The organism is Promicromonospora sukumoe (assembly GCF_014137995.1).
GTDB classification, from domain to species: Bacteria; Actinomycetota; Actinomycetes; order Actinomycetales; family Cellulomonadaceae; genus Promicromonospora; species Promicromonospora sukumoe.
Genome location: NZ_JACGWV010000002.1, coordinates 1,164,738 through 1,186,621, shown reverse-complemented (window position 1 = coordinate 1,186,621; position 21,884 = coordinate 1,164,738). Strand labels below are relative to the sequence as shown.

27 protein-coding genes, 1 tRNA gene and 1 other RNA gene are annotated in these 21,884 nt (G+C 73.2%); 22 read left to right on the top strand and 7 right to left on the bottom strand.

Features of this window, described 5'->3' with window-relative positions:
* Positions 1-116: 116 nt before the first annotated feature.
* From FHX71_RS22400 to FHX71_RS22380, 5 genes are all read left to right on the top strand, one after another.
* Positions 117-413 carry a type II toxin-antitoxin system VapB family antitoxin gene (locus FHX71_RS22400; RefSeq protein WP_182619610.1) on the top strand — a complete coding sequence of 99 codons (297 nt, stop codon included), beginning with the start codon at positions 117-119 and terminating at the stop codon, positions 411-413.
* An 18-nt stretch (positions 414-431) separates the two neighbouring features.
* Entirely contained in the window at positions 432-1,094 is a 663-nt protein-coding gene (locus tag FHX71_RS29495) for a LytR C-terminal domain-containing protein (RefSeq protein WP_182619609.1), read from the top strand.
* A gap of 10 nt (positions 1,095-1,104) precedes the next feature.
* Positions 1,105-1,731 (top strand): hypothetical protein, encoded by a 627-nt coding sequence (locus tag FHX71_RS22390; protein WP_182619608.1) that lies wholly within the window; start codon positions 1,105-1,107, stop codon positions 1,729-1,731.
* 67 nt (positions 1,732-1,798) lie between these two features.
* A complete protein-coding gene (locus FHX71_RS22385; RefSeq protein WP_182619607.1) occupies positions 1,799-2,527 on the top strand; it encodes a YcnI family copper-binding membrane protein in 729 nt (242 codons plus the stop codon).
* A 78-nt stretch (positions 2,528-2,605) separates the two neighbouring features.
* The gene (locus FHX71_RS22380; protein ID WP_182619606.1) at positions 2,606-3,364 is read left to right on the top strand and encodes a TetR/AcrR family transcriptional regulator; all 759 of its coding nucleotides are present in this window, start codon (positions 2,606-2,608) and stop codon (positions 3,362-3,364) included.
* A 42-nt stretch (positions 3,365-3,406) separates the two neighbouring features.
* Here the strand turns inward: FHX71_RS22380 and FHX71_RS22375 are convergent, their stop codons facing one another.
* The gene (locus FHX71_RS22375) at positions 3,407-4,354 is read right to left on the bottom strand and encodes an endonuclease/exonuclease/phosphatase family protein (RefSeq protein ID WP_246403374.1); all 948 of its coding nucleotides are present in this window, start codon (positions 4,352-4,354) and stop codon (positions 3,407-3,409) included.
* A 182-nt stretch (positions 4,355-4,536) separates the two neighbouring features.
* Positions 4,537-4,968 carry a DoxX family protein gene (locus tag FHX71_RS22370; protein ID WP_182619605.1) on the bottom strand — a complete coding sequence of 144 codons (432 nt, stop codon included), beginning with the start codon at positions 4,966-4,968 and terminating at the stop codon, positions 4,537-4,539.
* Between the two features lie 141 nt (positions 4,969-5,109).
* On the opposite strand from FHX71_RS22370, the gene FHX71_RS22365 reads away from it, so the two are divergent.
* The gene (locus FHX71_RS22365) at positions 5,110-5,643 is read left to right on the top strand and encodes a MarR family winged helix-turn-helix transcriptional regulator (protein WP_312877173.1); all 534 of its coding nucleotides are present in this window, start codon (positions 5,110-5,112) and stop codon (positions 5,641-5,643) included.
* Positions 5,644-5,663: 20 nt separating this feature from the next.
* Here the strand turns inward: FHX71_RS22365 and FHX71_RS22360 are convergent.
* Positions 5,664-5,748 (bottom strand) — tRNA-Ser (locus tag FHX71_RS22360).
* A 173-nt stretch (positions 5,749-5,921) separates the two neighbouring features.
* Here FHX71_RS22360 and ffs point away from each other — a divergent pair.
* The 7 genes from ffs to FHX71_RS22325 all read left to right on the top strand — a co-directional run bounded on the left by ffs (position 5,922) and on the right by FHX71_RS22325 (position 12,542).
* An RNA gene (ffs, locus tag FHX71_RS22355) (signal recognition particle sRNA small type) lies at positions 5,922-6,018 on the top strand.
* 380 nt (positions 6,019-6,398) lie between these two features.
* The gene (locus tag FHX71_RS22350; protein ID WP_182619604.1) at positions 6,399-7,286 is read left to right on the top strand and encodes a MetQ/NlpA family ABC transporter substrate-binding protein; all 888 of its coding nucleotides are present in this window, start codon (positions 6,399-6,401) and stop codon (positions 7,284-7,286) included.
* Positions 7,286-8,338, top strand: coding sequence for a methionine ABC transporter ATP-binding protein (locus FHX71_RS22345; protein ID WP_182619603.1), 1,053 nt, complete (start codon positions 7,286-7,288; stop codon positions 8,336-8,338). Before FHX71_RS22350 ends, FHX71_RS22345 begins: the two co-directional genes overlap by 1 nt.
* Positions 8,335-8,997, top strand: a complete 663-nt coding sequence (locus FHX71_RS22340; protein ID WP_182619602.1) for a methionine ABC transporter permease — start codon at positions 8,335-8,337, stop codon at positions 8,995-8,997. The genes FHX71_RS22345 and FHX71_RS22340 overlap by 4 nt, the downstream gene beginning before the upstream one ends.
* Before the next feature lie 18 nt (positions 8,998-9,015).
* A complete protein-coding gene (locus FHX71_RS22335; protein ID WP_182619601.1) occupies positions 9,016-9,357 on the top strand; it encodes a hypothetical protein in 342 nt (113 codons plus the stop codon).
* Positions 9,358-9,435: 78 nt separating this feature from the next.
* Positions 9,436-12,117, top strand: a complete 2,682-nt coding sequence (locus FHX71_RS22330; protein WP_182619600.1) for a DNA polymerase III subunit gamma and tau — start codon at positions 9,436-9,438, stop codon at positions 12,115-12,117.
* Positions 12,114-12,542 carry an NUDIX hydrolase gene (locus FHX71_RS22325; RefSeq protein WP_182619599.1) on the top strand — a complete coding sequence of 143 codons (429 nt, stop codon included), beginning with the start codon at positions 12,114-12,116 and terminating at the stop codon, positions 12,540-12,542. The genes FHX71_RS22330 and FHX71_RS22325 overlap by 4 nt, the downstream gene beginning before the upstream one ends.
* A gap of 20 nt (positions 12,543-12,562) precedes the next feature.
* Here the strand turns inward: FHX71_RS22325 and FHX71_RS22320 are convergent, their stop codons facing one another.
* The gene (locus FHX71_RS22320) at positions 12,563-12,739 is read right to left on the bottom strand and encodes a hypothetical protein (RefSeq protein WP_182619598.1); all 177 of its coding nucleotides are present in this window, start codon (positions 12,737-12,739) and stop codon (positions 12,563-12,565) included.
* A 79-nt stretch (positions 12,740-12,818) separates the two neighbouring features.
* Between FHX71_RS22320 and FHX71_RS22315 the strand changes: the two genes are divergently transcribed.
* Together FHX71_RS22315 and FHX71_RS22310 are read left to right on the top strand one after the other, a co-directional pair.
* Complete coding sequence (locus FHX71_RS22315) at positions 12,819-13,283, top strand: MarR family winged helix-turn-helix transcriptional regulator (protein WP_182619597.1); 465 nt, start codon at positions 12,819-12,821, stop codon at positions 13,281-13,283.
* Positions 13,280-13,672 carry a VOC family protein gene (locus FHX71_RS22310; RefSeq protein ID WP_182619596.1) on the top strand — a complete coding sequence of 131 codons (393 nt, stop codon included), beginning with the start codon at positions 13,280-13,282 and terminating at the stop codon, positions 13,670-13,672. Before FHX71_RS22315 ends, FHX71_RS22310 begins: the two co-directional genes overlap by 4 nt.
* A 10-nt stretch (positions 13,673-13,682) precedes the next feature.
* On the opposite strand, the gene FHX71_RS22305 is transcribed toward FHX71_RS22310, so the two are convergent.
* Positions 13,683-14,189: a hypothetical protein gene (locus FHX71_RS22305; RefSeq protein ID WP_182619595.1), complete on the bottom strand. Its 507-nt coding sequence runs from the start codon at positions 14,187-14,189 to the stop codon at positions 13,683-13,685.
* 69 nt (positions 14,190-14,258) lie between these two features.
* Between FHX71_RS22305 and FHX71_RS22300 the strand changes: the two genes are divergently transcribed.
* From FHX71_RS22300 to FHX71_RS22275, 6 genes are all read left to right on the top strand, one after another.
* Positions 14,259-14,714 carry a MarR family transcriptional regulator gene (locus tag FHX71_RS22300; RefSeq protein ID WP_182619594.1) on the top strand — a complete coding sequence of 152 codons (456 nt, stop codon included), beginning with the start codon at positions 14,259-14,261 and terminating at the stop codon, positions 14,712-14,714.
* Positions 14,715-14,748: 34 nt separating this feature from the next.
* The gene (gene ybiA / locus FHX71_RS22295) at positions 14,749-15,354 is read left to right on the top strand and encodes a riboflavin biosynthesis intermediates N-glycosidase (RefSeq protein ID WP_182619593.1); all 606 of its coding nucleotides are present in this window, start codon (positions 14,749-14,751) and stop codon (positions 15,352-15,354) included.
* 9 nt (positions 15,355-15,363) lie between these two features.
* Positions 15,364-16,185, top strand: a complete 822-nt coding sequence (locus FHX71_RS22290) for a nucleotidyltransferase domain-containing protein (protein WP_182619592.1) — start codon at positions 15,364-15,366, stop codon at positions 16,183-16,185.
* Between the two features lie 37 nt (positions 16,186-16,222).
* Entirely contained in the window at positions 16,223-17,659 is a 1,437-nt protein-coding gene (locus tag FHX71_RS22285) for a serine hydrolase domain-containing protein (protein ID WP_182619591.1), read from the top strand.
* Positions 17,660-17,743: 84 nt separating this feature from the next.
* The gene (locus FHX71_RS22280; RefSeq protein WP_182619590.1) at positions 17,744-18,664 is read left to right on the top strand and encodes an ABC transporter ATP-binding protein; all 921 of its coding nucleotides are present in this window, start codon (positions 17,744-17,746) and stop codon (positions 18,662-18,664) included.
* Entirely contained in the window at positions 18,661-19,806 is a 1,146-nt protein-coding gene (locus tag FHX71_RS22275; RefSeq protein WP_182619589.1) for an ABC transporter permease, read from the top strand. Before FHX71_RS22280 ends, FHX71_RS22275 begins: the two co-directional genes overlap by 4 nt.
* A gap of 12 nt (positions 19,807-19,818) precedes the next feature.
* Here the strand turns inward: FHX71_RS22275 and FHX71_RS22270 are convergent, their stop codons facing one another.
* Both FHX71_RS22270 and recR read right to left on the bottom strand, forming a co-directional pair.
* Complete coding sequence (locus FHX71_RS22270) at positions 19,819-20,388, bottom strand: DUF5063 domain-containing protein (protein WP_182619588.1); 570 nt, start codon at positions 20,386-20,388, stop codon at positions 19,819-19,821.
* 12 nt (positions 20,389-20,400) lie between these two features.
* Positions 20,401-21,006 (bottom strand): recombination mediator RecR, encoded by a 606-nt coding sequence (gene recR, locus FHX71_RS22265; protein WP_182619587.1) that lies wholly within the window; start codon positions 21,004-21,006, stop codon positions 20,401-20,403.
* Between the two features lie 83 nt (positions 21,007-21,089).
* Between recR and FHX71_RS22260 the strand changes: the two genes are divergently transcribed.
* Positions 21,090-21,863 (top strand): TSUP family transporter, encoded by a 774-nt coding sequence (locus tag FHX71_RS22260; RefSeq protein ID WP_182619586.1) that lies wholly within the window; start codon positions 21,090-21,092, stop codon positions 21,861-21,863.
* Positions 21,864-21,884: the final 21 nt, after the last annotated feature.

The window sequence follows — 21,884 nt, the reverse complement described above, 5'->3', positions numbered from 1 at the left end:
CCGGCTGTTGTCCGCACCCGCGTTCCGGTAGGGTTCGGGACGCCGTCCGGTGTCAGCAGGCAGGTTGCCACAGCCGCTCCCGGACCGGCCCCGCCGAGTCCAGTGAGGACGGACCGATGATCTTCAAGGCCGTAGGAGACGGCCGCCCGTACCCCGAGCACGGGCGGTCGCGCACGCGCGACTGGGTCGACGTGCCGCCACGTCAGGTGCGGCTCGACGAGCTCGTGACCACCAAGCGCACGCTCGACCTCGACCAGCTCCTGGCGGAGGACTCCACGTTCTACGGCGACCTGTTCGCTCACGTCGTGGAGTACGAGGGCACGCTCTACCTGGAGGACGGTCTGCACCGTGCCGTGCGCGCAGCCCTCCAGCAACGTCCAGTCCTGCACGCTCGCGTGCTCATCATCCGCTGACTCAGGTAGGTTCGTCGCGTGACATCCCCCGGGTACGACCAGGCGCGCGTGGAGCGCCGGCGCCGAGAGCACGAGCGCCAGGCCGTGGTCTTCGGTGTGCTCATCGCCTTCCTCGCCGTCTGCGGAATCTTCGCGCTCGCGGTGTACTCCGGCGCCATCAGCTCGCCGTTCAACCGCCCGTTCACCACGGTGGGCGTGGCGGAGCAGGAGACCTACCCGGCGGCCTGCCTGCCCGAGGTCAAGGGCCAGCCCGACGGCGCCCTCCCGACCGCCTACTCCGACGTGCAGGTGCGCCTGCTGAACGCCTCCACGGAGAGCGGTCTGGCCAGCGCCCACGAGTCGGTGCTCGCGGACCGCGGGTTCAGCATCGTGGCCAAGGGCAACGTGCCGATCAAGCTTCAGGAGTCGGAGATCCGGTTCGGCCGCAAGGGGATCGTGCAGGCGTACACGCTCGCCGCGCAGTTCCCCGAGATCCGGCTGGTCCTCGACGACCGCGTCGACCGCAAGGTCGACCTGCTCATCGGCGAGGAGTTCGAGGCGCCGCTCGACGTCGAGGAGGTCGAGGTGGCCTCCGACAAGCCGCTGCTGAACGTCGAGGGCTGCGTGCCCGCGGCGGAGATCGAGCCCGAGAAGCGGATCGAGCCGAGCGCGACCGACGACGAGGTCCAGCCCGCCAAGTAAGGTCGGTGCCGTGCTGACGCCGTCCTCGGGAGCAGTGGGCCTCGGCCGCGCGCTCCTGTGGGCGGCGGTCGTGCTCTCGCTCGCGCTGACCGCCCACTTCGAGGCCGGCGGCCACGTGCCGCCCGTCGAGGCGATCGCGCTGCTCGGGGCGCTGCTCCTCGCCGCCGCCGCGTTCGCCGTGCGCCGCAGCATCCGCTGGCCCGGCGGCCTGGCCCTGGCGGGCCTCGGCCAGTACGCCTCGCACCAGGCCTTCTCGTACCTCGCCGGCGCCTGCCCGCCGTCCGCCCTGCCCGACGGCGCGGCGTCGTCCGCGGCGCACGCGCACGCGGCCGTCGCCGGTCTGTACGGGGCGTGCGTCGGGGCCACCGAGCCGACGTCGATCGCCCCCGGGATGCTCGCGTGGCACGCCGTGGCGACGGTCGTCACCGTCGGGCTGCTCGTGGGTGTCGAGCGGGGCGTCTGGCTGCTCGCCTCGTGGCTGGTCCGGCCGCTCGCCGTGGAGCCGCTGTGGCTGCCGCTGATCGATCGCGCGCCCGTGCCGGCCCCGGCCCGCGCGCTTCCGGGCTCGGTGGACCTGTACGTGGCGCCGGAGCGGGGGCCGCCGTCGTCGGCCCGGGTGATGCGCCTCGCGACCTGACGGAGTCAGGCGGGAGGTGCGTCGCCGCACGCCCTCCCACCCGAACCCGTACCGAAGGACCGAGCACATGACTCGCTTCAGCCTGCCCACCCGCCGCGCCCTCGCGGCCGTCCCCGCCACCGCCGTCCTGGTGCTGCTGCCCACCGTGGCGTACGCCCACGTCGGCGTGACCCCCGACACGACCGCCGCCGAGAGCTACGCGGGCCTCACGTTCCGCGTGCCCACGGAGTCGGACTCGGCCTCCACCGAGAAGCTCGTCGTCGACCTGCCCACGGACACCCCGTTCCTCAGCGTCACGCCGCGCAGCCTGCCCGGCTGGGACGTCGAGGTGGAGGTCGCGACGCTCGACGAGCCGTTCGAGGTCGAGGGCGCGACCGTCGACGAGGCCCCCGCCCGCGTGACCTGGACCGCCCAGAAGGGCAACGAGGTGCCGCCGCACGAGTACCAGGAGTTCGCCGTCCGGGTCGGGTCGCTGCCGGAGGAGGGCACCGAGGTCGTGCTCCCCGCCCACCAGACGTACACCGACGGGAGCGTCGTCGACTGGGACGACCTGGCCGGGGACGACGGCAAGGAGCCGGAGGCGCCCGCGCCCGTGTTCACCACGACCGCCGCCGAGGGCGACGGCCACGGGGCGTCCGCGCCCGCCGACGCCGAGGCCGCGGGCGACGAGCACGGTGCCGCGGCGGCCTCCGTGGCACCCGCCGTCGACCCCGTGGGCCGCTGGCTCGGCGCGGCCGGGATCGTCGTCGGCGCCGTCGGGATCGGGGCCGCCCTGATCACCCGGCGCAAGGCCTGAGAACCCGTCGGGGTGGCGGTCCCGCGTGCGAGACTGGAAGCTCACGTGCCGTCGCGTGAGAAGTACCGCAGGAGGACAGTGCCCGCCACCCCGACCCGCAGGCAGCGACTACGTGCCGAGCTGCTCGACGAGGCACGTTCCGCCGCCCGGCGGCTCCTGGCCGAGCACGGGGTGGACGGCGTCACGATGGTCGCCGTCGCCAAGGAGGTCGGGATCGCCGGCCCCGGGATGTACCGGTACTTCGACGGGCGGCCCGGCCTGCTCGTCGCCGTCTACGACGACACGATGGACGAGCTCGCCGCGTACCTGGACGCCGTGGTCGCGCGGCAGCCGGACGACGACCCCGTCGCCCGGCTGCACGCCGCCACGCACGCGCTGTTCGTGTGGTGCCGGGGCCACCGGAACGAGTTCGACTTCCTGCTCGGCGCGGACGCGCAGCAGGCCGCGGGCACGGGTCAGGGCACGGGCACGGGGCCGGGCCGGCCGCACTTCGTGCACCGACTCGGCGCCGTGTTCCTCCCGGCCTTCGCCGCCCTGTGGCGGGCCGGCGTCCCGTTCCCGGCCGACGTCGGCCCGGGCCTGGCGGCCGAGCTGGACGCCTACCGGGTGGTCCTCCTGCGGGACGCCCCCGGGGTGGCCGACGACGTCCCCGTGGGCGTGGTCCATGCGGTCGTCGGCTTCTGGCGCCAGGTCTACGGACTGCTGTGCATGGTCGCGTACGACCGGCTCGACCAGGCCTTCGGCACCTTCGACGCCCTGTTCGACGACATGATGCGCGGCTTCCTCGCGTCGTTGAGGCTCGAGCCCAGCCCCGGGGTCCGGCTCGTCGAGCCCTGACCCCGGGGCGGGCCCGGCGCCGTCAGACGGCGCGCACCGCCGTCAGCCGATGCGCAGCAGGGCCTGGACCGGGGTGTGGTCGCTGGGGTAGCGGCCGTCCCGGTTCCAGGTGTTGATGGCGGCCGAGCGGACCTCGATGCCGGGCGTGGCCAGGATCCAGTCGATCCGGGTGCCGTCCGGGTTCGGCGTCCCGTAGTTGGGGAACGTGCCCGCGTAGGGCGTGAGCTGCCGGTCGGCGGCGAGCCAGGTGTCCTGGAGACCACCCTCGGTGACCAGCACGTCGTAGGACGCCGAGCTCTCGGCGGCGGCGTTGCAGTCCGCCGTGAAGACGACGGGGAGGCCGGACGCCGCCACCTGGTCGCGCACCACCTGGGCGCTCCGGACCCGGGCGTTCTCCGCCTGGTGGTCGAAGTGCGAGTTGATGTGCAGGAAGTCGCGGCCCGTGACCTCGTCGTGCAGCTCGGCCCAGGTGACGATCCGGGTCACGGTGTTGCCCCAGGTGGCCGAGCCGATCACGTCGGGCGTGTCCGACAGCCAGAACTGGTCCCACCACTTCACGGTCAGGCGGCGCGCGTCGTAGAAGATGCCGGAGTACTCGCCGCCCGCACCGCCGTCGCGCCCGAAGCCCACCATCCTGTAGTGCTTGCCGAGCCCGGCCTCGATCGCGGGGAGCTGGTGGAAGAGCACCTCCTGGACGCCCAGGACGGTCGGCTGCTCCAGTCGCAGGAAGGCGGTGGTGAGCGGCGCCCGCTCGGGCCAGTAGTCCGGCTGGCCGGGCTGGGTCTGGCCCACCCGGTCGTAGCGGACGTTGAAGCTCATGGCGTGCAGCAGGTCACCGCGTGCCGGGCCCAGCACCGGCTTGCCGCCCGGCGCGGTCCGGGCCACGGCCGGGCTCGCCAGCGCGGCCGAGACGCCGAGCGCGCCGACGGCGCCCGCCGTGGTGAGCAGGGTGCGACGCGAGACTCCGGCGGTACCAGGGGTGATGGACATGCGCTCTCCTCCAGGTCAGGGGGTTGGTGCCGGTCAACCCGACCAGGTGGAGGTGAGCGCGTCCGGAACGTCGTGTGACGTGCGGGCGAATTGCGTGCGGGGTGAAAAGGCGATGCCCGGCGAGCAGGCCCTGGTCCGGGCCCGCTCGCCGAGCTGATGCTGCGGGGCTCGGTTCGCGGGGCTCAGGCCGTCTGGGCGGCGCGGCGTCCGGCCCGCCCGCGGCCGACCAGGTGGTCCACGCTGAACGCGCCGGGGCCGGTGACGGCCAGGACGAGCGCGCCGGCGCCGAGCGCGGCCACCAGCTCGAAGCCGCCCTGGTCAACGAAGACGCCGTTGCCGAGGTGCACGAGCAGGAGCGCGCCGAGCATGTTCAGCATCACCAGGAGCCCGGCGACGGGGGTCGCCGCGCCGAGGATCAGCGCCGCGCCGCCCACGAGCTCGACTACCGCCGCGAAGACGGCGGCCGCCTGCGGCACGGGGATGCCCATGCCGGCGAAGGAGTCGATGGTGCCGGAGATGCCGAAGGTGAAGAACTTCTGGGCGCCGTGGGCGACGAGTACCGCCCCGATCGCGACGCGGGCGACGAGAACTGCGAGGTCCCTGGTCCACTTCATGGGAGAACTCCTGTGCTTGGCCGGTGTGTTCTGGCGATGGTCAGGTGGGCTGAGGGGGTGAATCAGGTTGTAGCTTCAACCTTTCGGCACGCTAGCACGGGGTGAATTGAAGCGACAACCATCGCGTGAGACTCTGAGGGCGTGACCGGAACCCCGTGGCTGGACCATCGTCAGATGGCGGCGTGGGTGCGTTTCGTGGCCGTCCTGGAACTGCTCCCGGGGGTGCTCGACAGCCAGCTCCGGCGGGACTCCGGCGTCACGCACTTCGACTACTTCGTCATGGCGGTGCTGTCCGAGACGCCCGGCCGGACCCTGCGGATGGCCGAGCTGGCCGGCGCGACGAACTCGACGCTGTCGCGCCTGTCGCACGTGGTGCAGAGGCTCGAGGAGCGCGGGCTCGTCGAGCGCTTCCCCGGCCCGGGGGACCGCCGGGTGACCAACGCGCGGCTCACCGAGGATGGCTGGGCCATGATGCAGGCCGCCGCGCCCGGCCACGTCGCCACGGTCCGGCGGCACGTCATCGACGTGCTGACGCCGGAGCAGGTGGACCAGCTCGCCGCGATCAGCGACGCCATGCTGGCGGGCATCGACCCGCCCGGGCCCATGGCGGCCGGCTACCGCCGCTACGACGGGCCGGACGGCGCCGGAAACGACGATGACGCGAGACATCGGTGATGTCTCGCGTCATCTGACTGCGGAGGATGGGGGATTCGAACCCCCGAGGGCGTTAACCCAACACGCTTTCCAAGCGTGCGCCATAGGCCACTAGGCGAATCCTCCTCGCGCTCCGCACAGGGCGGGCGCGCGACCACGGACCGGAGTCTGGCGCGGCCTGACGAGGATACCGGACGCTGCGCCCGGACAACGAATCGGAGCAGGGAGCGGTGCTGTGAGGTGGCGAACGGCGGGTTCTGCCCGGTTCGGTCCGGGCCGCCGGATCGGTTAGGCTTGCGGCAGACCCCTCGTGCGGCACTATCTCGCCGAACTCCCCCAGGGCCGGAAGGCAGCAAGGGTAAGTGAGCTCTGGTGGGTGTGCGAGGGGTCCTTTGCTGCCCGGAATCTGGCGGGTGTGCCACGATGTGGACGGATTTCGGTCCGCATCGTGGGATTTTCCCCGCAGGGATTGGCTTCGACGTCGTCCGATGACGCACGATGTCCGCATGACCCGCACCCGGACCCTCGCCACGACGTCGCGCACCTGTCGCGACGCCATGTGTCGCGGCCGGGTGCGTGGCGGGCGAATGCGCGAGCGCTGACAGCGCCGCACGTTCCCGCGGTCCACCCAGGACCGCCCCGCATCGTCCCGAGCTCGCCACGTTGCTGATGGCCGTGGCCCGCCGTCGTCTTTCACCCTCGGCCTGCGCCCGACGCAGGCTCCCCGCATCCTGAGCACTGGCATACCCGCGCCCGTGCGCCCGAGAGGACCACCCATGTCTCGTTTCACGTCCGTCCTGACGACCGGCCTCGCCGTCACCGCAGTCCTCGCACTGAGCGCCTGCGGCGCACCCGAGGCAAGCGCGCCCGCCGCGGGCTCCGCCGAGGACCCGGTGCGCATCGGCGTCGTCAACTCCGGCGACGACTACTGGACGACCTTCTCCGACCTTGCAGAGGAGGAGGGCATCACCGTCGAGCTGGTGAACTTCAGCGACTACCAGCTGCCCAACCAGGGCCTGACCGACGGCGACCTGGACCTGAACCAGTTCCAGCACCTGCAGTTCCTCGCCAACTACAACACGGCCACGGGCTCGGACCTGACGCCGATCGCGGCCACCGCCGTCTACCCGCTGGGTCTCTACTCGCTGAAGCACGACAGCGTCGAGGCCATCCCCGAGGGCGGCGAGGTCGCCATCCCCAACGACGACACGAACCAGGCCCGCGCACTGCTCGTGCTGCAGGAGGCCGGCCTGGTGACGCTGCGTGACGGCGGCAGCGCCTTCTCCACGCCGGCCGACGTGCTGGAGGACGAGTCGAAGGTCACCGTGACCCCGGTCGACGCGGCCCAGACGGCGCTCGCGCTGCAGGACGTCGACGCCTCGATCATCAACAACGACTTCGTGGGCGACGCCGACCTGACCTCCGACGACGCCATCTTCTCCGACGACCCGGACGCCTCGGCCGCCGAGCCGTACATCAACGTGTGGGTCGCCCGTGGCGACGACGCGGACAACGAGGTGTTCCAGCAGCTCGTCGAGATCTACCACTCCCCGGAGGTCGAGGAGGGCGTGGTCGAGGCCTCGGGCGGCACCGGCGTCATCAAGGACAACTCCGCGGCCGAGCTGCAGGAGATCCTGGCCGGCATCCAGGAGGACGCCTCCTGATGCCTGCGGCGACCGGCAGCATCATCCGGTTCGAGGGCGCCAGCAAGGTGTTCCCGGGCCGGGGGAAGGGCGCCGAGGTGCGCGCCGTCGACGAGGTCACCCTCGACATCCGGACGGGCGAGATCTTCGGCGTCATCGGGCAGTCGGGTGCGGGCAAGTCCACCCTGGTGCGCCTGATCAACGCACTCGAACGCACCACCGGCGGCGACGTGGTGGTCGACGGCCTCTCGCTCGGCTCGCTGAGCGAGGCGCGCCTGCGGCCGGTCCGGGCCGGGATCGGGATGGTCTTCCAGCAGTTCAACCTGCTGGCCTCCCGGACCGTCTCGGGGAACGTCGCCTACCCGCTGGAGGTCGCCGGCTGGCCGCGCGCCAAGCGGGACGCCCGGGTGGCCGAGCTGCTGGACTTCGTCGGCCTGGCGGACAAGGCGGGCGTGTACCCGTCCACGCTGTCGGGCGGGCAGAAGCAGCGCGTCGGGATCGCCCGGGCGCTCGCCACCAACCCGCGCATCCTGCTGGCCGACGAGGCGACGTCGGCCTTGGACCCCGAGACCACGCGCGACGTGCTGGACCTGCTCCAGCGCGTCAACCGTGAGCTCGGGATCACCGTGGTCGTCATCACGCACGAGATGGACGTGGTGCGCTCGATCTGCCACCGCGTCGCGGTGATGGAGCGGGGGCGCGTCGTCGAGGTGGGGGAGGCCTACCAGGTCTTCAGCTCGCCTCGGCACGACACCACGCGGCGGTTCGTCGCCCTCGCGCTGCGCGACCGGCCGTCGCCCGAGGTGCTGGCGCGCCTGCGGACGCGGCACTCCGGCCACATCGTGACCGTGGGTGTGGACGAGGTGGCCGGCTCGTCGGCCGTGCTGACGCGCACCCTGCGCGAGCACGGCGTGGACGGCACGGTCGTGTACGGCGGCATCACGGAGGTCGCGGAGCGGCCGTACGGGTCGCTGACGGTGGAGCTCGTCGGCGACGGCGGCTCCGTGGAGGCCGCCGTCGCGGCCCTGCGCGCCCTCACCTGGGTGGACGATCACGGGAGGGCGGACGCATGAACCAGGACTGGGAACGGCTGACGCCGCTGCTCTGGGAGGCCGCGGGCCAGACGGCCTACATGGTGCTGATCACCCTGCTGATCGGCGGCTTCCTGGGCCTCGCGCTCGGGCTCGGGCTGTACCTGACGCGGCCGGGCAACCTGCTGCAGCACCGGTTCGTCTTCGCGGTGCTGAACCTGGCGGTGAACATCGTCCGGCCCATCCCGTTCATCATCTTCCTGGTGGCGCTCGGCCCGCTGACCCGCGCCGTCATCGGCTCGACGATCGGCATCGAGGCGTTCACCTTCGCGATGTGCTTCATGGCCACGTTCGTCTTCGCGCGGCTCGTGGAGCAGAACCTCGTCTCGATCGACCCCGGTGTGGTCGAGGCCGCCCGGGCCATGGGCGCGTCACCGTTCCGGATCGTGCGGACGGTGCTGGTCCCCGAGGCGCTCGCGCCCCTGATCCTCGGGTACACCTTCCTGTTCGTCGGCGTGCTCGACATGTCCGCGATCGGCGGCTACCTGGGTGCCGGCGGCCTCGGTGACTTCGCGATCGTGCAGGGCTACCGCCAGTACGACTGGGCGGTGACCGCCGTCGTGGTGGTGATCATCGTGGTGATCGTCCAGGCGGTGCAGTGGCTCGGCAACGGGCTCGCGCGCAAGGCGCTGCGGCGCTGACGTGCGAGAGTGAGCCACATGTCAGACCAGCAGCACACCCCGTCCCCGGCCGGGGAGCCGGACCGGCAACCGCTCGCGCCGCGTCCGGTCAGCATCGGCTACCGGCGCTGGGCGGCGGTCCTGCTCTGGATCGCGCTGATCTTGCTGGCCTTCGAGGTCGTCGCGCTCGTGGCGAGCTTCGTGCTGCTCGGCCTGGCGAACGCGAGCTCGGACGCCGCCGCGTACGGGTACCTCGCGATCTTCCTCTGGGTCGCGGTCGCGGTCCTGCTCCCGGTCCTCCTGGGCACCGGGATCCCCGGCCTGGTCATGACGCGGCGCGTGCGGCGGACGCCCCAGGCGCTCGGCGGGACCGCGGCCTGACCGTGCGCTGACGACGCGGCCGTCCACCTGTGGACGGCCACGTCGTCAGTGTCGGTGGTGGCGTCTATCGTTGCGGGGGTGAGCACCGCCCTCTACCGCCGCTACCGGCCCGAGACGTTCGCCGAGGTGATCGGCCAGGACCACGTCACGGGCCCCCTCATGCAGGCCCTGCGCAGCGGGCGGGTGAACCACGCCTATCTCTTCAGCGGTCCGCGCGGCTGCGGCAAGACGACGTCGGCGCGCATCCTCGCGCGCACGCTGAACTGCGCGAAGAACACGCCGGAGTCGCCGATCGACACCCCGTGCGGCGAGTGCCCCTCGTGCGTCGAGCTCGCGCGCGGCGGCCCCGGGTCGCTCGACGTGGTCGAGATCGACGCCGCGTCGCACAACGGCGTCGACGACGCGCGTGACCTGCGCGAGCGCGCCACCTTCGCCCCGGCCCGCGACCGGTACAAGATCTTCATCCTCGACGAGGCGCACATGGTGACGCCGCAGGGCTTCAACGCGCTGCTCAAGATCGTCGAGGAGCCGCCGGCGCACATCAAGTTCATCTTCGCGACCACGGAGCCGGACAAGGTGATCGGCACCATCCGGTCGCGCACCCACCACTACCCGTTCCGCCTGGTCCCGCCCGACGTGCTGTCGCCCTACCTGGAGCACCTCTGCGCCGCCGAGGGTATTGAGGTGGGCAGCGGCGTGCTCCCGCTGGTCACGCGTGCGGGCGGCGGCTCGGTGCGCGACTCCCTCTCGGTGATGGACCAGCTCATCGCGGGCGCCACGGGCGGCGTCGTGGACTACGACCTCGCCGTCGGCCTGCTCGGCTTCACGCACGCGACCCTGCTGGACGACGTCGTGGACGCGCTGGCCGCGCGTGACGGCGGCTCGATCTTCCGGGTCGTGGACCAGATCATCGCGACGGGGCACGAGCCACGCCGGTTCGTCGAGGACGTCCTCGAGCGGCTGCGCGACCTCATCGTCATCGCCGTCTCCGGCGACGCCGCGGAGGCCGTGCTGCGCGGCATCCCCACCGACCAGCTCGAACGCATGCGCGCCCAAGCCGCGCGGCTCGGAGTGGCAGAGCTCTCCCGGGCGGCCGACCTCGTGAACGTCGCCCTCACCGAGATGACCGGCGCCACCTCGCCGCGGCTGCACCTGGAGCTCCTGTGCGCGCGCCTGCTCCTACCTGGGGCCGACGACGGCGCCGCGGGCCTGGCCGCCCGCATCGACCGCCTCGAACGGGGCGGCATCGTGGCCTCGGTCGCGCCGGCCGGTCCGGGTGGTGGCGGCGCGCCCGCTCGCGGTGCCGCGGCCGACGACGCCGTCCCGGCCCAGGACCCGGCGGCCGTGGGGCTCGCCGGTTCCGCCGCCGCGCGGGCGGTGCTCGACGCGCGCAAGAAGCGAGGGGACCAGGGGGCGCCGACCGCCGGAGGCCGGGGTCAGGGGACCGCCGAGCCCGCACGCCCGGCGATGCCGCCCGCACCCGCCGAGGAGCCGGCGCCCGCTCCTGCCCCGGCGCGGGAGGCTGCTCCGGTCGCGACCGCGGAGGCCGCCGACCCGGAGCCGACTGCGCCGGAGCCCACGGCGCCCACGCCCACGCCGGCGGAGCCCGAGCCTGCCGCGACTGAGGCTGCGCAGGAGCCCTCGACGACTCCCGAGCCCGCACCGGCCCAGCCCGCACCGGCCGCTCCGCTCCAGCCCGCACCGGCCTCGGGCGCCGAGCCGGAGGTCACCACCGAGACGGTCCGCCGCCGCTGGCAGGAGGTGCTCGGCGCCCTGGCCGCCGCCCGCGTGACGTGGTCGCTCGTGGGCCCGAACGCGCAGGTCGCGGCCCTGGAGGGCGGCACGCTCAAGCTCGGCTTCGGGGCTCCTGGCCTGGCCCGCGCCTTCTCGAACGCGCGGCACACCAGCGCCGTCGAGGAGGCCGTCTACCAGACGCTCGGCATCCGGGTCCGCGTCGAGGCGACGCTCGACGAGGGTCCCTCCGGGGGCGGTGGCGGCCCCTCCGGCGGCGGTCCGTCGGGCGGCGGCTCCGGCCCGGCGACGTCGTCGGGCGAACCGCGGCGTGAGGCGCCCGCACCTGCCGCGCCGTCCGGGCCCGCACCCGCCGTCGAGCCCGACTGGCCCGACGTGCCGACGCCGGGCGGAAGCGTGGCCACGGTGTCGGCGCCGGCCGCCACCGTGGCCTCTGCGGCGGTCGGCTCGGCCACGCGGTCGGCCGGGCAGGCCCAGGGCAGCGTCGCCGTCGCCGAGCGACCCGAGCCTTCCCGGCCCGAACCCTCCCGCCCTGAACCCTCCCGCCCCGAGCCGTCGGCACCGGAGGCCGCCCGCACGGCGCCGTCCCGGCCCGAGCCGTCCGGCCCGTCGTCGGCGGCCAGCGCCGCCGACCAGGCCTGGCTGTCCGGGGCCAGCGCGACCGAGCCGCCCGCGGACTACGACATGCCGGAGCCCGAGCCGGTCTACGAGGACCAGGCTCCGCCGCCGCCGTCCGGACCGTCGATGTCGGGCGCGGGCAGCGCGCGCGAGGCGCTCCGGCAGGCCGCCGAGCGCCGTGCCCGCGCCGCCGCGAGCGGCGCGCCCGCCGAGCCCAGGAACGCGGCCCAGACCAAGCCGGCGGCGGCGGCGTCGAGCGACGGCGCGGAGTTCTACGACGAGCCCTCCGACGACGACCCCGACATCGTCGCGGGCGGCCTCGCGGGGGTCTCGCTCGTCGTGCAGGTGCTGGGCGGCACCGTGATCGACGAGATCGTGGACCAGGCGTGAGCGGTGCGGACGCGGACGGCGGCGCCGTCCGGACGCTGCGCATCGTCGCGGCCGTCGTGGAACGGGCCGACGGGCGGCACCTGCTGGTGCGCAAGCGGGGCACCGAGTCATTCATGCAGGTCGGCGGCAAGATCGAGCCGGGCGAGGAGCCGCTGGCGGCGCTCGTCCGGGAGTTCGAGGAGGAGGTCGGGCTGCGGCTCGACCCGGCGGACATCGAGAGCATCGGCCGGTTCGGGGCGCCCGCCGCGAACGAGCCCGGCCACGTCGTCGACGCGTACGCCTACCGCGTGCGGCTGCGGCCCGGCGCGGAGATCGCGGTCCGGGCCGAGCTCGAGGAGCTCGTCTGGATCGACCCGGCCGACCCGGTGGCGAGCTACCCGATCGCGCCCCTGTCGCTCGACCTGCTGGCTGCGGCCGGGCACTGAGCCGTACGGGCGCTGAACCGTCAGCCCTCGGCCTGCTCCGCCCGGTAGCGGGCCACCCGCTCGGCGCGCTCGCGCTCCAGGCGACGTCGGGGGTCCCGGTCCTCGGACTGCTCGGCCGGTCCCGCCACGTGCAGCAGCAGCCAGTTGAGCCGCCACAGGACGCGGTAGCCCAGGGTCAGGCCGTCGCGGTTACGCATGCCCTGCCTCCATTTGATTGGTGTACCAATAGTTTGCACACCAACTGTTAGTCTGGTCAAGATCCGAGAGGAGAGCCGCATGACCACCACGTCCCGCGCCGGCGCCCCATCCGAGCCCGAGGACCTCCTGGCCCTCGACCGTCAGGTGTGCTTCGCGCTGGCGGTCGCCTCGCGCAGCGTCATCGCGCTGTACCGGCCGCTGCTCGAACCGATGGGCATCACGCACCCGCAGTACCTGGTCATGCTGGCCCTTTGGGAGCAGTCGCCGCTCTCGGTCAAGCAGCTCAGCGGGCTGCTGCAGCTCGACCCGGGCACCCTGTCCCCGCTGCTCAAGCGGTTGGAGGCGATCGGCTACGTGACCCGGCGCCGCGACCCGCGCGACGAGCGGGCCCTCGCGGTCGAGCTCACGGAGGAGGGCCGCGCCCTGCGCGAGCAGGCGCTGCGCGTGCCGCCCGCGATCATGGAGCGCCTGGGCATGTCCGCCGAGGAGCTGGGGCTGCTCCACCGCAGCCTCACCCGCGTCATCGCGGCGGCCGCGTCATGACCCGCGGCCGGCTGCACCACGTCGAGCTCTGGGTCCCCGACCTGCCCCGCGCCGAACGGTCGTGGGGCTGGCTCCTGACCACGCTCGGCTACGCCGAGCACCAGCGCTGGGGCGCGGGCGTGAGCTGGATCCTCGACGGCACCTACGTCGTCGTCGAGCAGAGCCCCGCGATGGGCGGCGACACGCACGACCGGCTCGCCCCGGGGCTCAACCACCTCGCGTTCCACGGCGGCACGCGCGCGGAGGTGGACCGGCTGGTCGAGGAGTCCGCCGCGCACGGCTGGGCGCTCCTCTTCACCGACCGGCACCCGCACGCGGGCGGCCCCGACCACTACGCGGCCTACCTGGAGAACGAGGACGGCTTCGAGGCCGAGATCGTCGCCGGCTGACGGGTCGTCGCTAGCCGACCTGCCCGAGCGGGCGGACCCCCAGCAGGACCGTCATCCACAGCATGGTGAACGGGATCACCGTGACGTTCTTGATCGCGAGCTCCCACGCCAGCCAGGTCTCCCGGTCGATGCCGCCGACGCGCCCGGCGAGCGCGTCGGGGATCAGCTTGAAGACGACCAGGAACAGCGCCAGCGCGGCCATGGTCGCCAGGATCGTGGGCCAGCTCCGCGTGACCCAGGCCGACCACCGCGCCCCGGCGTCCGACCACTCGGTGCCACGGAGCAGCACGACGGCCGCCCATGCGCCGAAGGCGAGGCGGGTGGCCGCCGTGAAGGCCTCGCCGCCGATCCCGCCGGCCCAGTCGGCGGTGCCGCTCACCGAGAGGAAGCGCTGCGCCGAGGCGAGCGCGCCGCAGGCGAAGACGACCGGGTAGTGGCGGGCGAAGAACTGCCAGGTCTCGGCGAGGATCTGGAGGGCCGCGACCCAGGGGCCGGGCATCGTGGTCGGGGTGGTCATCGCGGTATCCGTTCGCTCGGCTGAATGATTTAGTGAACTGAACTATATGGTGGAGTGCACAATGGGGGCATGTCAACACCCACCGACCCCGGGGCCCGCCTCGGCGCCGAGCTGAGCGACGCGATCGTGATGTTCCACGAGGCGCTCGGCGCGCTGACGGGCCTCTCCGCCGCCGACAACAAGGCGCTGGGCGTCATCCGGCGGGAGGGGCCGATGTCGGCACGGGAGCTCGCCGACCGGACAGGCCTCACGGCGGGGGCGGTCACGGGGCTCGTGGACCGGCTGGAGCACGCCGGCTACGCCCGGCGCACCCGCCACGAGACCGACCGGCGCCGGCTCGTGATCGAGGCCACCGCACCGGCGTCGCCGCAGGTCAACGAGGCCGTGGCCGAGATGGCGCAGGCCATGGGGCGGGTGACCGGGCAGTTCACCGCGGACGAGCTGCTGGTCGTGGCGCGCTGGGTCGAGCTCACCACCGCGACCATGCGGGAGCAGGCGGCCCGGACCGCCGCCCGTACGGCCTAGGACCGTGTCAGAGTCACCTGGCACACTTCCCGGCATGCCCGACACCACGGCCCTGCGGCCCGCGTCCGTCCGCTCCGTCGACGAGCTCCGCATGCTCGTCGACGCCGGGGCGACGCCCAAGTACCTGCACTTCTGGGGGCACCAGCCGGAGGCGGACGGGAGCGCCGGCCGGGGCAGCCTGAGCCAGTGGTTCGAGGCGCCGTTCGTCGTGGACGGCGTCCGCTACGGCACCGCCGAGCACTGGATGATGGCGGAGAAGGCCCGCCTGTTCGGCGACCCGGAGGCGGAGCGGGCGGCGATCGACGCGCCGAACCCCGCGCTCGCGAAGGCCGCCGGGCGGACGGTCCGGGACTTCGACGACGAGGTGTGGGTGCGGGAGCGGTTCGAGATCGTGGTGCGCGGCAGCGAGCACAAGTTCGGCGCCCACCCGCACCTGCGGGAGTACCTGGTGCGCACCGGCTCCCGGGTGCTCGTCGAGGCCAGCCCGCGGGACCGCGTCTGGGGCATCGGGATGGGCGCCGGGAACGAGGACGCCGAGCGTCCGGCCGCCTGGCGTGGGCTCAACCTGCTCGGCTTCGCCCTGATGGAGGCCCGGGAACGGCTGGAAAAGGGCGCGACTGCGCCGTCGTCCGGCCGTTAGCGTCCGGGGATGCGCAACATCCCCGACTCGATGGACCCGGACGTCGTCCGGGCGGTCGACGCACGCCTGGACCGCGTCGAGCAGGAGCACGACGTCCGCATCCTGTGGGCGATCGAGAGCGGCAGCCGGGCCTGGGGTTTCCCCTCGCCGGACTCGGACTACGACTGCCGGTTCCTGTACGTGCGCCGCGCCGGCGACTACCTGGGCCTGCGCACCCGGCGGGACGTGATCGAGACGCCGCTGGACAAGGTCTTCGACGTCAACGGCTGGGACGTGCGCAAGGCCCTCGGGCTGATGGTCAAGGGGAACGCGACGGTCGGGGAGTGGCTGCGCTCGCCGATCGTGTACCGCGGCGACGCCGCAATCCGCGACGACCTGCTGGCGCTGGCCGACGACACCACGGACCGGCGCGCCCTGACGAACCACTACCTGCACGTGGCCCGCAACAACCTGGCGCTGCTCGCCTCGTCCGGGGCGGCCAAGAAGTTCCTCTACGCGCTGCGGCCGGCGGTCACGCTACGCTGGATGTGCCTGCGGGAGGACGCGTCGCCGCCGATGGATCTGCCCTCGCTCGTCGCGGGGGCCGCGCTTCCCGACGACGTCCGGGAAGCTGTCGGCGACCTGGTCCGGAGCAAGGCGCGTACGCGCGAGATGGGCTCGATCGCCGTGCCGCGGCTCCTCCTGGACTTCGTCGAGGCGGAGCTGGTGCGGGCCGAGGCGGCGCTCTCGGACGCACTGCCGGCCCGGCGGGGCGCGGCCCGTGACCGCGCCTGGTCGCTCGCCGAGGACGCGTTCCTGCGACTGGTCGACAGGCGCGAACCCGTGGGGTGAGAATGTCGCGTCACCCAGCGAGAGGACGTGCCCGAGCATGTCGCGGATCCTGCCCCGCTCCACCCCCGCGGCCGAGGGCGTCGACCCCGCGGCCCTGCGCCGTCTCGTCGCCGGGCTGGACGCGCTGGAGGACGTGCACAGCGTCATGGTGCTGCGCCACGGCAGGGTGATCACCGAGGCCTGGTGGCAGCCGCACACGGCCGACCGGCCGCACGTGATGTTCTCGGTGAGCAAGAGCTTCACGTCGACCGCCGTCGGGATCGCGGTCGACGAGGGGCTCCTGACCCTGGACGACCACGTCATCGACCTCCTGCCGGACGACGCCCCGGCCGACCTGGGCGAGCACCTGGCCGCGATGCGCGTGCGCGACCTGCTGACCATGACGACGGGGCACAGCGCCTCGACCATGGAGGGCGTCGGCCGCACGATCTCCCTGCCGCGGTCCCGCTGGGCGGGCGCCATCCTGGCGCGTCCCGTCGAGCACGAGCCGGGCACGCAGTTCGTCTACAACACCGGCGCGACCTACCTGCTGTCGGCGATCCTGCACCAGCTCACGGGGCAGCGGCTGCTCGACTACCTGACGCCGCGCCTGCTGGAGCCGCTCGGCATCACGCACGCCACCTGGGAGCAGGACCCCGACGGCATCGACGTGGGCGGGTTCGGGCTGTCGGTCACGACCGAGGAGATGGCGGCGTTCGGGCAGCTCTACCTGCAAGGCGGCGTCTGGAAGGGGCGGCAGCTCGTCCCCGCCGAGTGGGTGGCTGCGGCGACGTCCGCGCAGGTGCCGAACGGCCCGCACGACTGGCCGGAGTGGAACCAGGGCTACGGCTACCAGTTCTGGCAGTGTCGGCACGGCGCCTACCGGGCCGACGGCGCGTTCGGGCAGTACATCCTCGTCTGGCCCGAGAAGGACCTGGTGATCACGATGACCTCGGGCCTCATGGACATGCAGGCCGTGCTCGACGTGGTCTGGGACTCCCTGCTGCCCGACGCCGCGTGGGTCGCCCCCTACCTCGCCGCCCCGGAGCAGGGGCCCGAGCGGTTCGAGCCGGCCCTGCCGACGCCGTCCGGCGCGCCGTCGTCCCCGCTCCTGGACGCGCTGGCCGGGGTGACCTACGAGCTGCAGCCGAACGAGCGGGACGTGACCGCCCTGGCCGTGGGCCGCTCCCTGGACGGGCTCACCGAGGTGACGTTCACGACCACGGCCGGGACCGATCAGGTCGTGCAGTTCGGGCACGGGGAGTGGGTCCCGGGGAGCTGGGCGGTCCGGGACGCACCGGTCGACGTCGCGGCGGCGGCCGCCTGGGCCGACGCTTCCACGCTGCGTGGTCGCCTGGTCTTCCTCGGCACGCCGTTCGAGTGGCGCCTGGAGCTGCGGTTCGACGGCGACGTCGTCACGGTGACGATCGACCAGAACGTGGCCTTCGGCGAGCAGCGGATGCTGCACGTGACGGGCCGGGCGCGCCGCGACTGACCTGCGACGTCATCCCCTGGTCGTACGCCCGGTTCATCCCGGGGGCCGACGGCCCGCGTCGGTGAGTCGCGCTAGTGTCCCCGCATGACACCAGACGGTGGTATCCGCGCGCAGGGCGTGCGGCGTTCCTTCGGGCCGGTCCACGCCGTGGCCGACGTCGACCTGGTCGCCGCACCAGGTCGCGTCACCGCGCTCATCGGTCCCAACGGGTCGGGCAAGACGACCCTCCTGCTCATGCTCGCGGGGCTGCTGACGCCGGACGCGGGGACCATCAGCATCGCCGGGGCCGACCCGGTGACCCACAACTACGCGGCGCGCTCGCGCACCGGCTGGATGCCCGACGTGTTCGGCACGTGGGACTCGCTGACCGCGCGCGAGGTGCTGACGACGGTCGCTGCGGCATACCGGATCGACGCCGGGACCGGCCGGGCCCGCGCGGGCGACCTGCTGGAGCTCGTGCACCTGTCCGAGTTCGCCGACCAGCCCGCGCACGTCCTGTCCCGCGGCCAGAAGCAGCGCCTCGGCCTGGCGCGTGCCCTCGTGCACGACCCCGCCGTCCTGCTGCTCGACGAGCCCGCCTCCGGGCTCGACCCGCGCTCCCGCGTGGACCTGCGGGTGCTCGTGCGCCGGCTCGCCGCCGAGGGCAAGACGGTGCTGGTCTCCTCGCACGTGCTCACCGAGCTCGACGAGATGGCCGACGACGCCGTGTTCATCTCGCGTGGCCGCACGGTCGCCACGCGGTCGGTGGCCGACGCCGACCGGCCGCGGGAGTGGCGCCTGACCGCGCTGGACCCCGAGGCGCTCACGGCCTGGCTGGACCAGGACGGCCCGGCCTATCGCCGGGACGCCGACGGGCCCGCGGTGCTCGTCGAGCTGACGAGCGACGCCGCGGCCGCGGCGCTGCTGCGGTCCGCGGTCGAGGCCGGTGTGGACGTGTCGAGCCTGGCCCCCGCGGGCGGCGTGCTGGAGCAGGCCTACCTGGCCCTGGAGGAGGAGCGACGATGAGCGTTGACCTGGAGATCGCCGAGCCGGCCCCGGCCGACGGCGGCGTGCCCGCGGGGCGCGGCACCTGGTCCCTGTCCTGGCACGGCCTGCGCACCGTCACGGTGCTGGAGCTGCGCCAGCGCGTGCGCTCCACGCGGTGGAAGACCGCGCTGATCGTGTGGTTCGTCGTGGTCGGCGTGATCACGATGCTGACCACCGGCGCGTTCGCCATCATCTCGGGCGACCAGAGCGGCGACGAGCCGTTCGGCGGGATGGTCTACAGCATCGTCGTCGGCTTCGTGCTGTTCCTCGGGCTGCTGGTGGCCCCGACCCTGTCGTCGGGCGCGATCAACGGCGACCGGAACGCGGGCACTCTCGCGACGCTGCAGGTCACCCTGCTGACGCCCGCGGAGATCGTGCTCGGCAAGCTGGCGGCGGCCTGGATCGCGGCGCTCGCGTTCCTCGTCGCGAGCATCCCGTTCCTGGTGTGGGCGCTGGTCGGCGGCGGTGTGTCCTGGCTCGCGCTGCTCACCACCGTGCTCATGCTGGCGCTCGTGCTCGGCGTGGTGTGCGCCATCGGCCTGGGCTTCTCGGCCGTGGTCGCCAAGACCTCGGGGTCGGCCGTGCTTACCTACCTCACGGTGGGTGGCATCACCGCCGTGCTGCCGATCCTGTTCGGCCTGCTCATCCCCGCGACGACCACCCCGCAGGAGGTCCGGGTGTGGAACGTCGAGGCCGGGTACACCTGGGAGGAGACCACGCCGCCCGAGTGCGAGTGGCAGACCGAGGAGATCGACGTCTGGCACAGCGAGCGCACCTGGTGGCTGCTCGCGCCGAACCCGTTCGTGGTGGTCGCCGACGCGCAGCCGCTGCGCGACCCGGAGGCGCTCTCCGAGGACGGCAACGTGCTCGCGATGCTGCAGTACGGCGTCCGGTTCGCGCGCACGGGCGACCCCGGGCCGCAGGACTGGTGCAGCGGGTACTACATGGGCGAGGGGCCGCAGGCGGAGTCGCCCGTGGAGCCGGTCGAGGTCACGGACCAGCTCGTGTGGCCGTGGGGCCTCGGGTTCGACCTGCTGCTCGGCGCGGCCGGCGTGGTCGTCGCCGTGAACCGGCTGCGGGTCCCGACGGCGCAGCTCCCGCAGGGGACCCGCGTCGCCTGACCGGCAGGGGCGTCAGGAGTGGAGGGCGTCGTACTCCGCCTCGGCGGCGACGTCGTCCTCCACGTCCAGGCGCAGGTGCGCGAGCAGCACCTGCAGCACCCGCAGCGCGGAGGCCGCGCGCTCGCCCCACAGCGAGAAGTAGGAGAACTGCCACCACCACAGGGCCTCGAGCTCGTGGCCGCTGTCGAAGTGCTGCAGGCCCTTGGCCAGGGCCTCGGCGACACAGGCCAGGTCCCCGGACAGCGACGCGGCCCCGACGTCCTCGCCGAGCACCGGGTCCACGACCTCGGTGTAGTCGTCGAACCCGTCGAACATCTTGGACAGGGCCTCGCGCAGCGGGTCCAGGTCGGTGTCGGGCCCGGCGTCGGGCTCGTAGCGCTCCTTGGGCACCACGTCCACGATCGCGGCGAGCCGCGCCCCGGCCGCCAGCAGGTCGGACGTCGCCAGCACGAGCAGCGAGAGCTCCGCCCCGGGCATCGCGCCGGAGGCGACCTGGGTCACCGTCGACAGGAACGTCCGTGCCTGCACGGACACCTGGTCAGCGACCTCTCGGAGGTCCGACCCGGGCGTGATCTCGCTCATGGTGATCCCTACCTACTTGTCGTTGCCGATGACACGGCGGCCTTCGAACGCGCGACCGAGCGTCACCTCGTCCGCGTACTCCAAGTCTCCACCCACGGGCAGACCCGAGGCCAGCCGCGAGACAGTGATACCCATATGACCCATCAGTCGGGAAAGATAGGTCGCCGTGGCCTCTCCCTCGACGTTCGGGTCGGTCGCGAGGATGACCTCCTGGACCGTCCCGTCCGCGAGCCGGGCCAGGAGCTCGCTGATCCGCAGGTCGTCCGGGCCGACGTTCTCGATCGGGTTGATGGCCCCGCCGAGCACGTGATACCTGCCGCGGAACTCCCGGGTGCGCTCGATGGCGACGACGTCCTTGGGCTCCTCCACGACGCAGATCACCTCGTCGCTGCGCCGCGGGTCGAGGCAGATGCGGCACCGCTCGGCCTCCGCCACGTTGCCGCATAGCTCGCAGAACCGCACCCGCAGCTTCACCTCGGTGAGCGCGTCGACCAGCCGCTTGACCTCGTGGTTGTCCGTGGCGAGCAGGTGGAACGCGATGCGCTGCGCGCTCTTGGGCCCGACGCCGGGCAACCGGCCGAGCTCGTCGATCAGGTCTTGGACCGCGCCTTCGTACACAAGAGGTCAGCCTACGGGTCGGCACCGACATGCGGGCGCGAGACGAGGCCGGGTGAAGCGCGAGGTTCACGCACAATGCACGGGTGCCCGAACTCGACCTGACGACCATCGCCCTCCTCCTGCTCGCCGGCCTCGCCGCCGGGTGGGTCGACGCCGTGGTCGGCGGGGGAGGGCTGATCCAGCTCCCCGCGCTGCTGCTCGTCCCCGGGATCAGCCCCGTGCAGGCCCTGGCGACCAACAAGCTCGCCAGCATCATGGGCACCTCCACCAGCGCCCTCACCTTCTACCGGCGCGTCCAGCCCGACCTGCGCACCGCAGGGCCCATGGCGCTCGCGGCCCTGGCCGGCGCCTTCGGCGGCGCGGTCGGGGCGTCGCACATCCCCGCCCAGCTCTTCAAGCCGATCATCCTCGTGGTGCTCGTCGGCGTGCTGGCCTGGACCCTGCTCAAGCCCAACGTCGGGCAGCACGACGACCTGAGGTGGGTCGGCAACGGGCACCGTCGCATCGCCGCCCTGATCGGCCTGCTGATCGGCGCCTACGACGGGCTGCTCGGCCCCGGCACCGGCACGTTCCTGGTGATCAGCCTGGTGAGCTTCCTCGGGTACTCGTTCCTCCCGGCGTCGGCCATCGCCAAGATCGTGAACTTCGCGACCAACCTGGGCGCGCTGCTCTTCTTCGTCCCGAGCGGCGCCGTGATCTGGGCCCTCGGCCTGGGGATGGGCGTGGCCAACATCATCGGCGCCTACATCGGCGCCCGGATGGCCGTGGCCAAGGGCTCCAGGTTCGTCCGTGTCGTCTTCGTCGTCGTGGTCGGCGCCCTGATCGCCCGCCTGGCCTGGGACGTCTTCGCCGGCTAGGCCGGACGGCAGCCCTCGCGA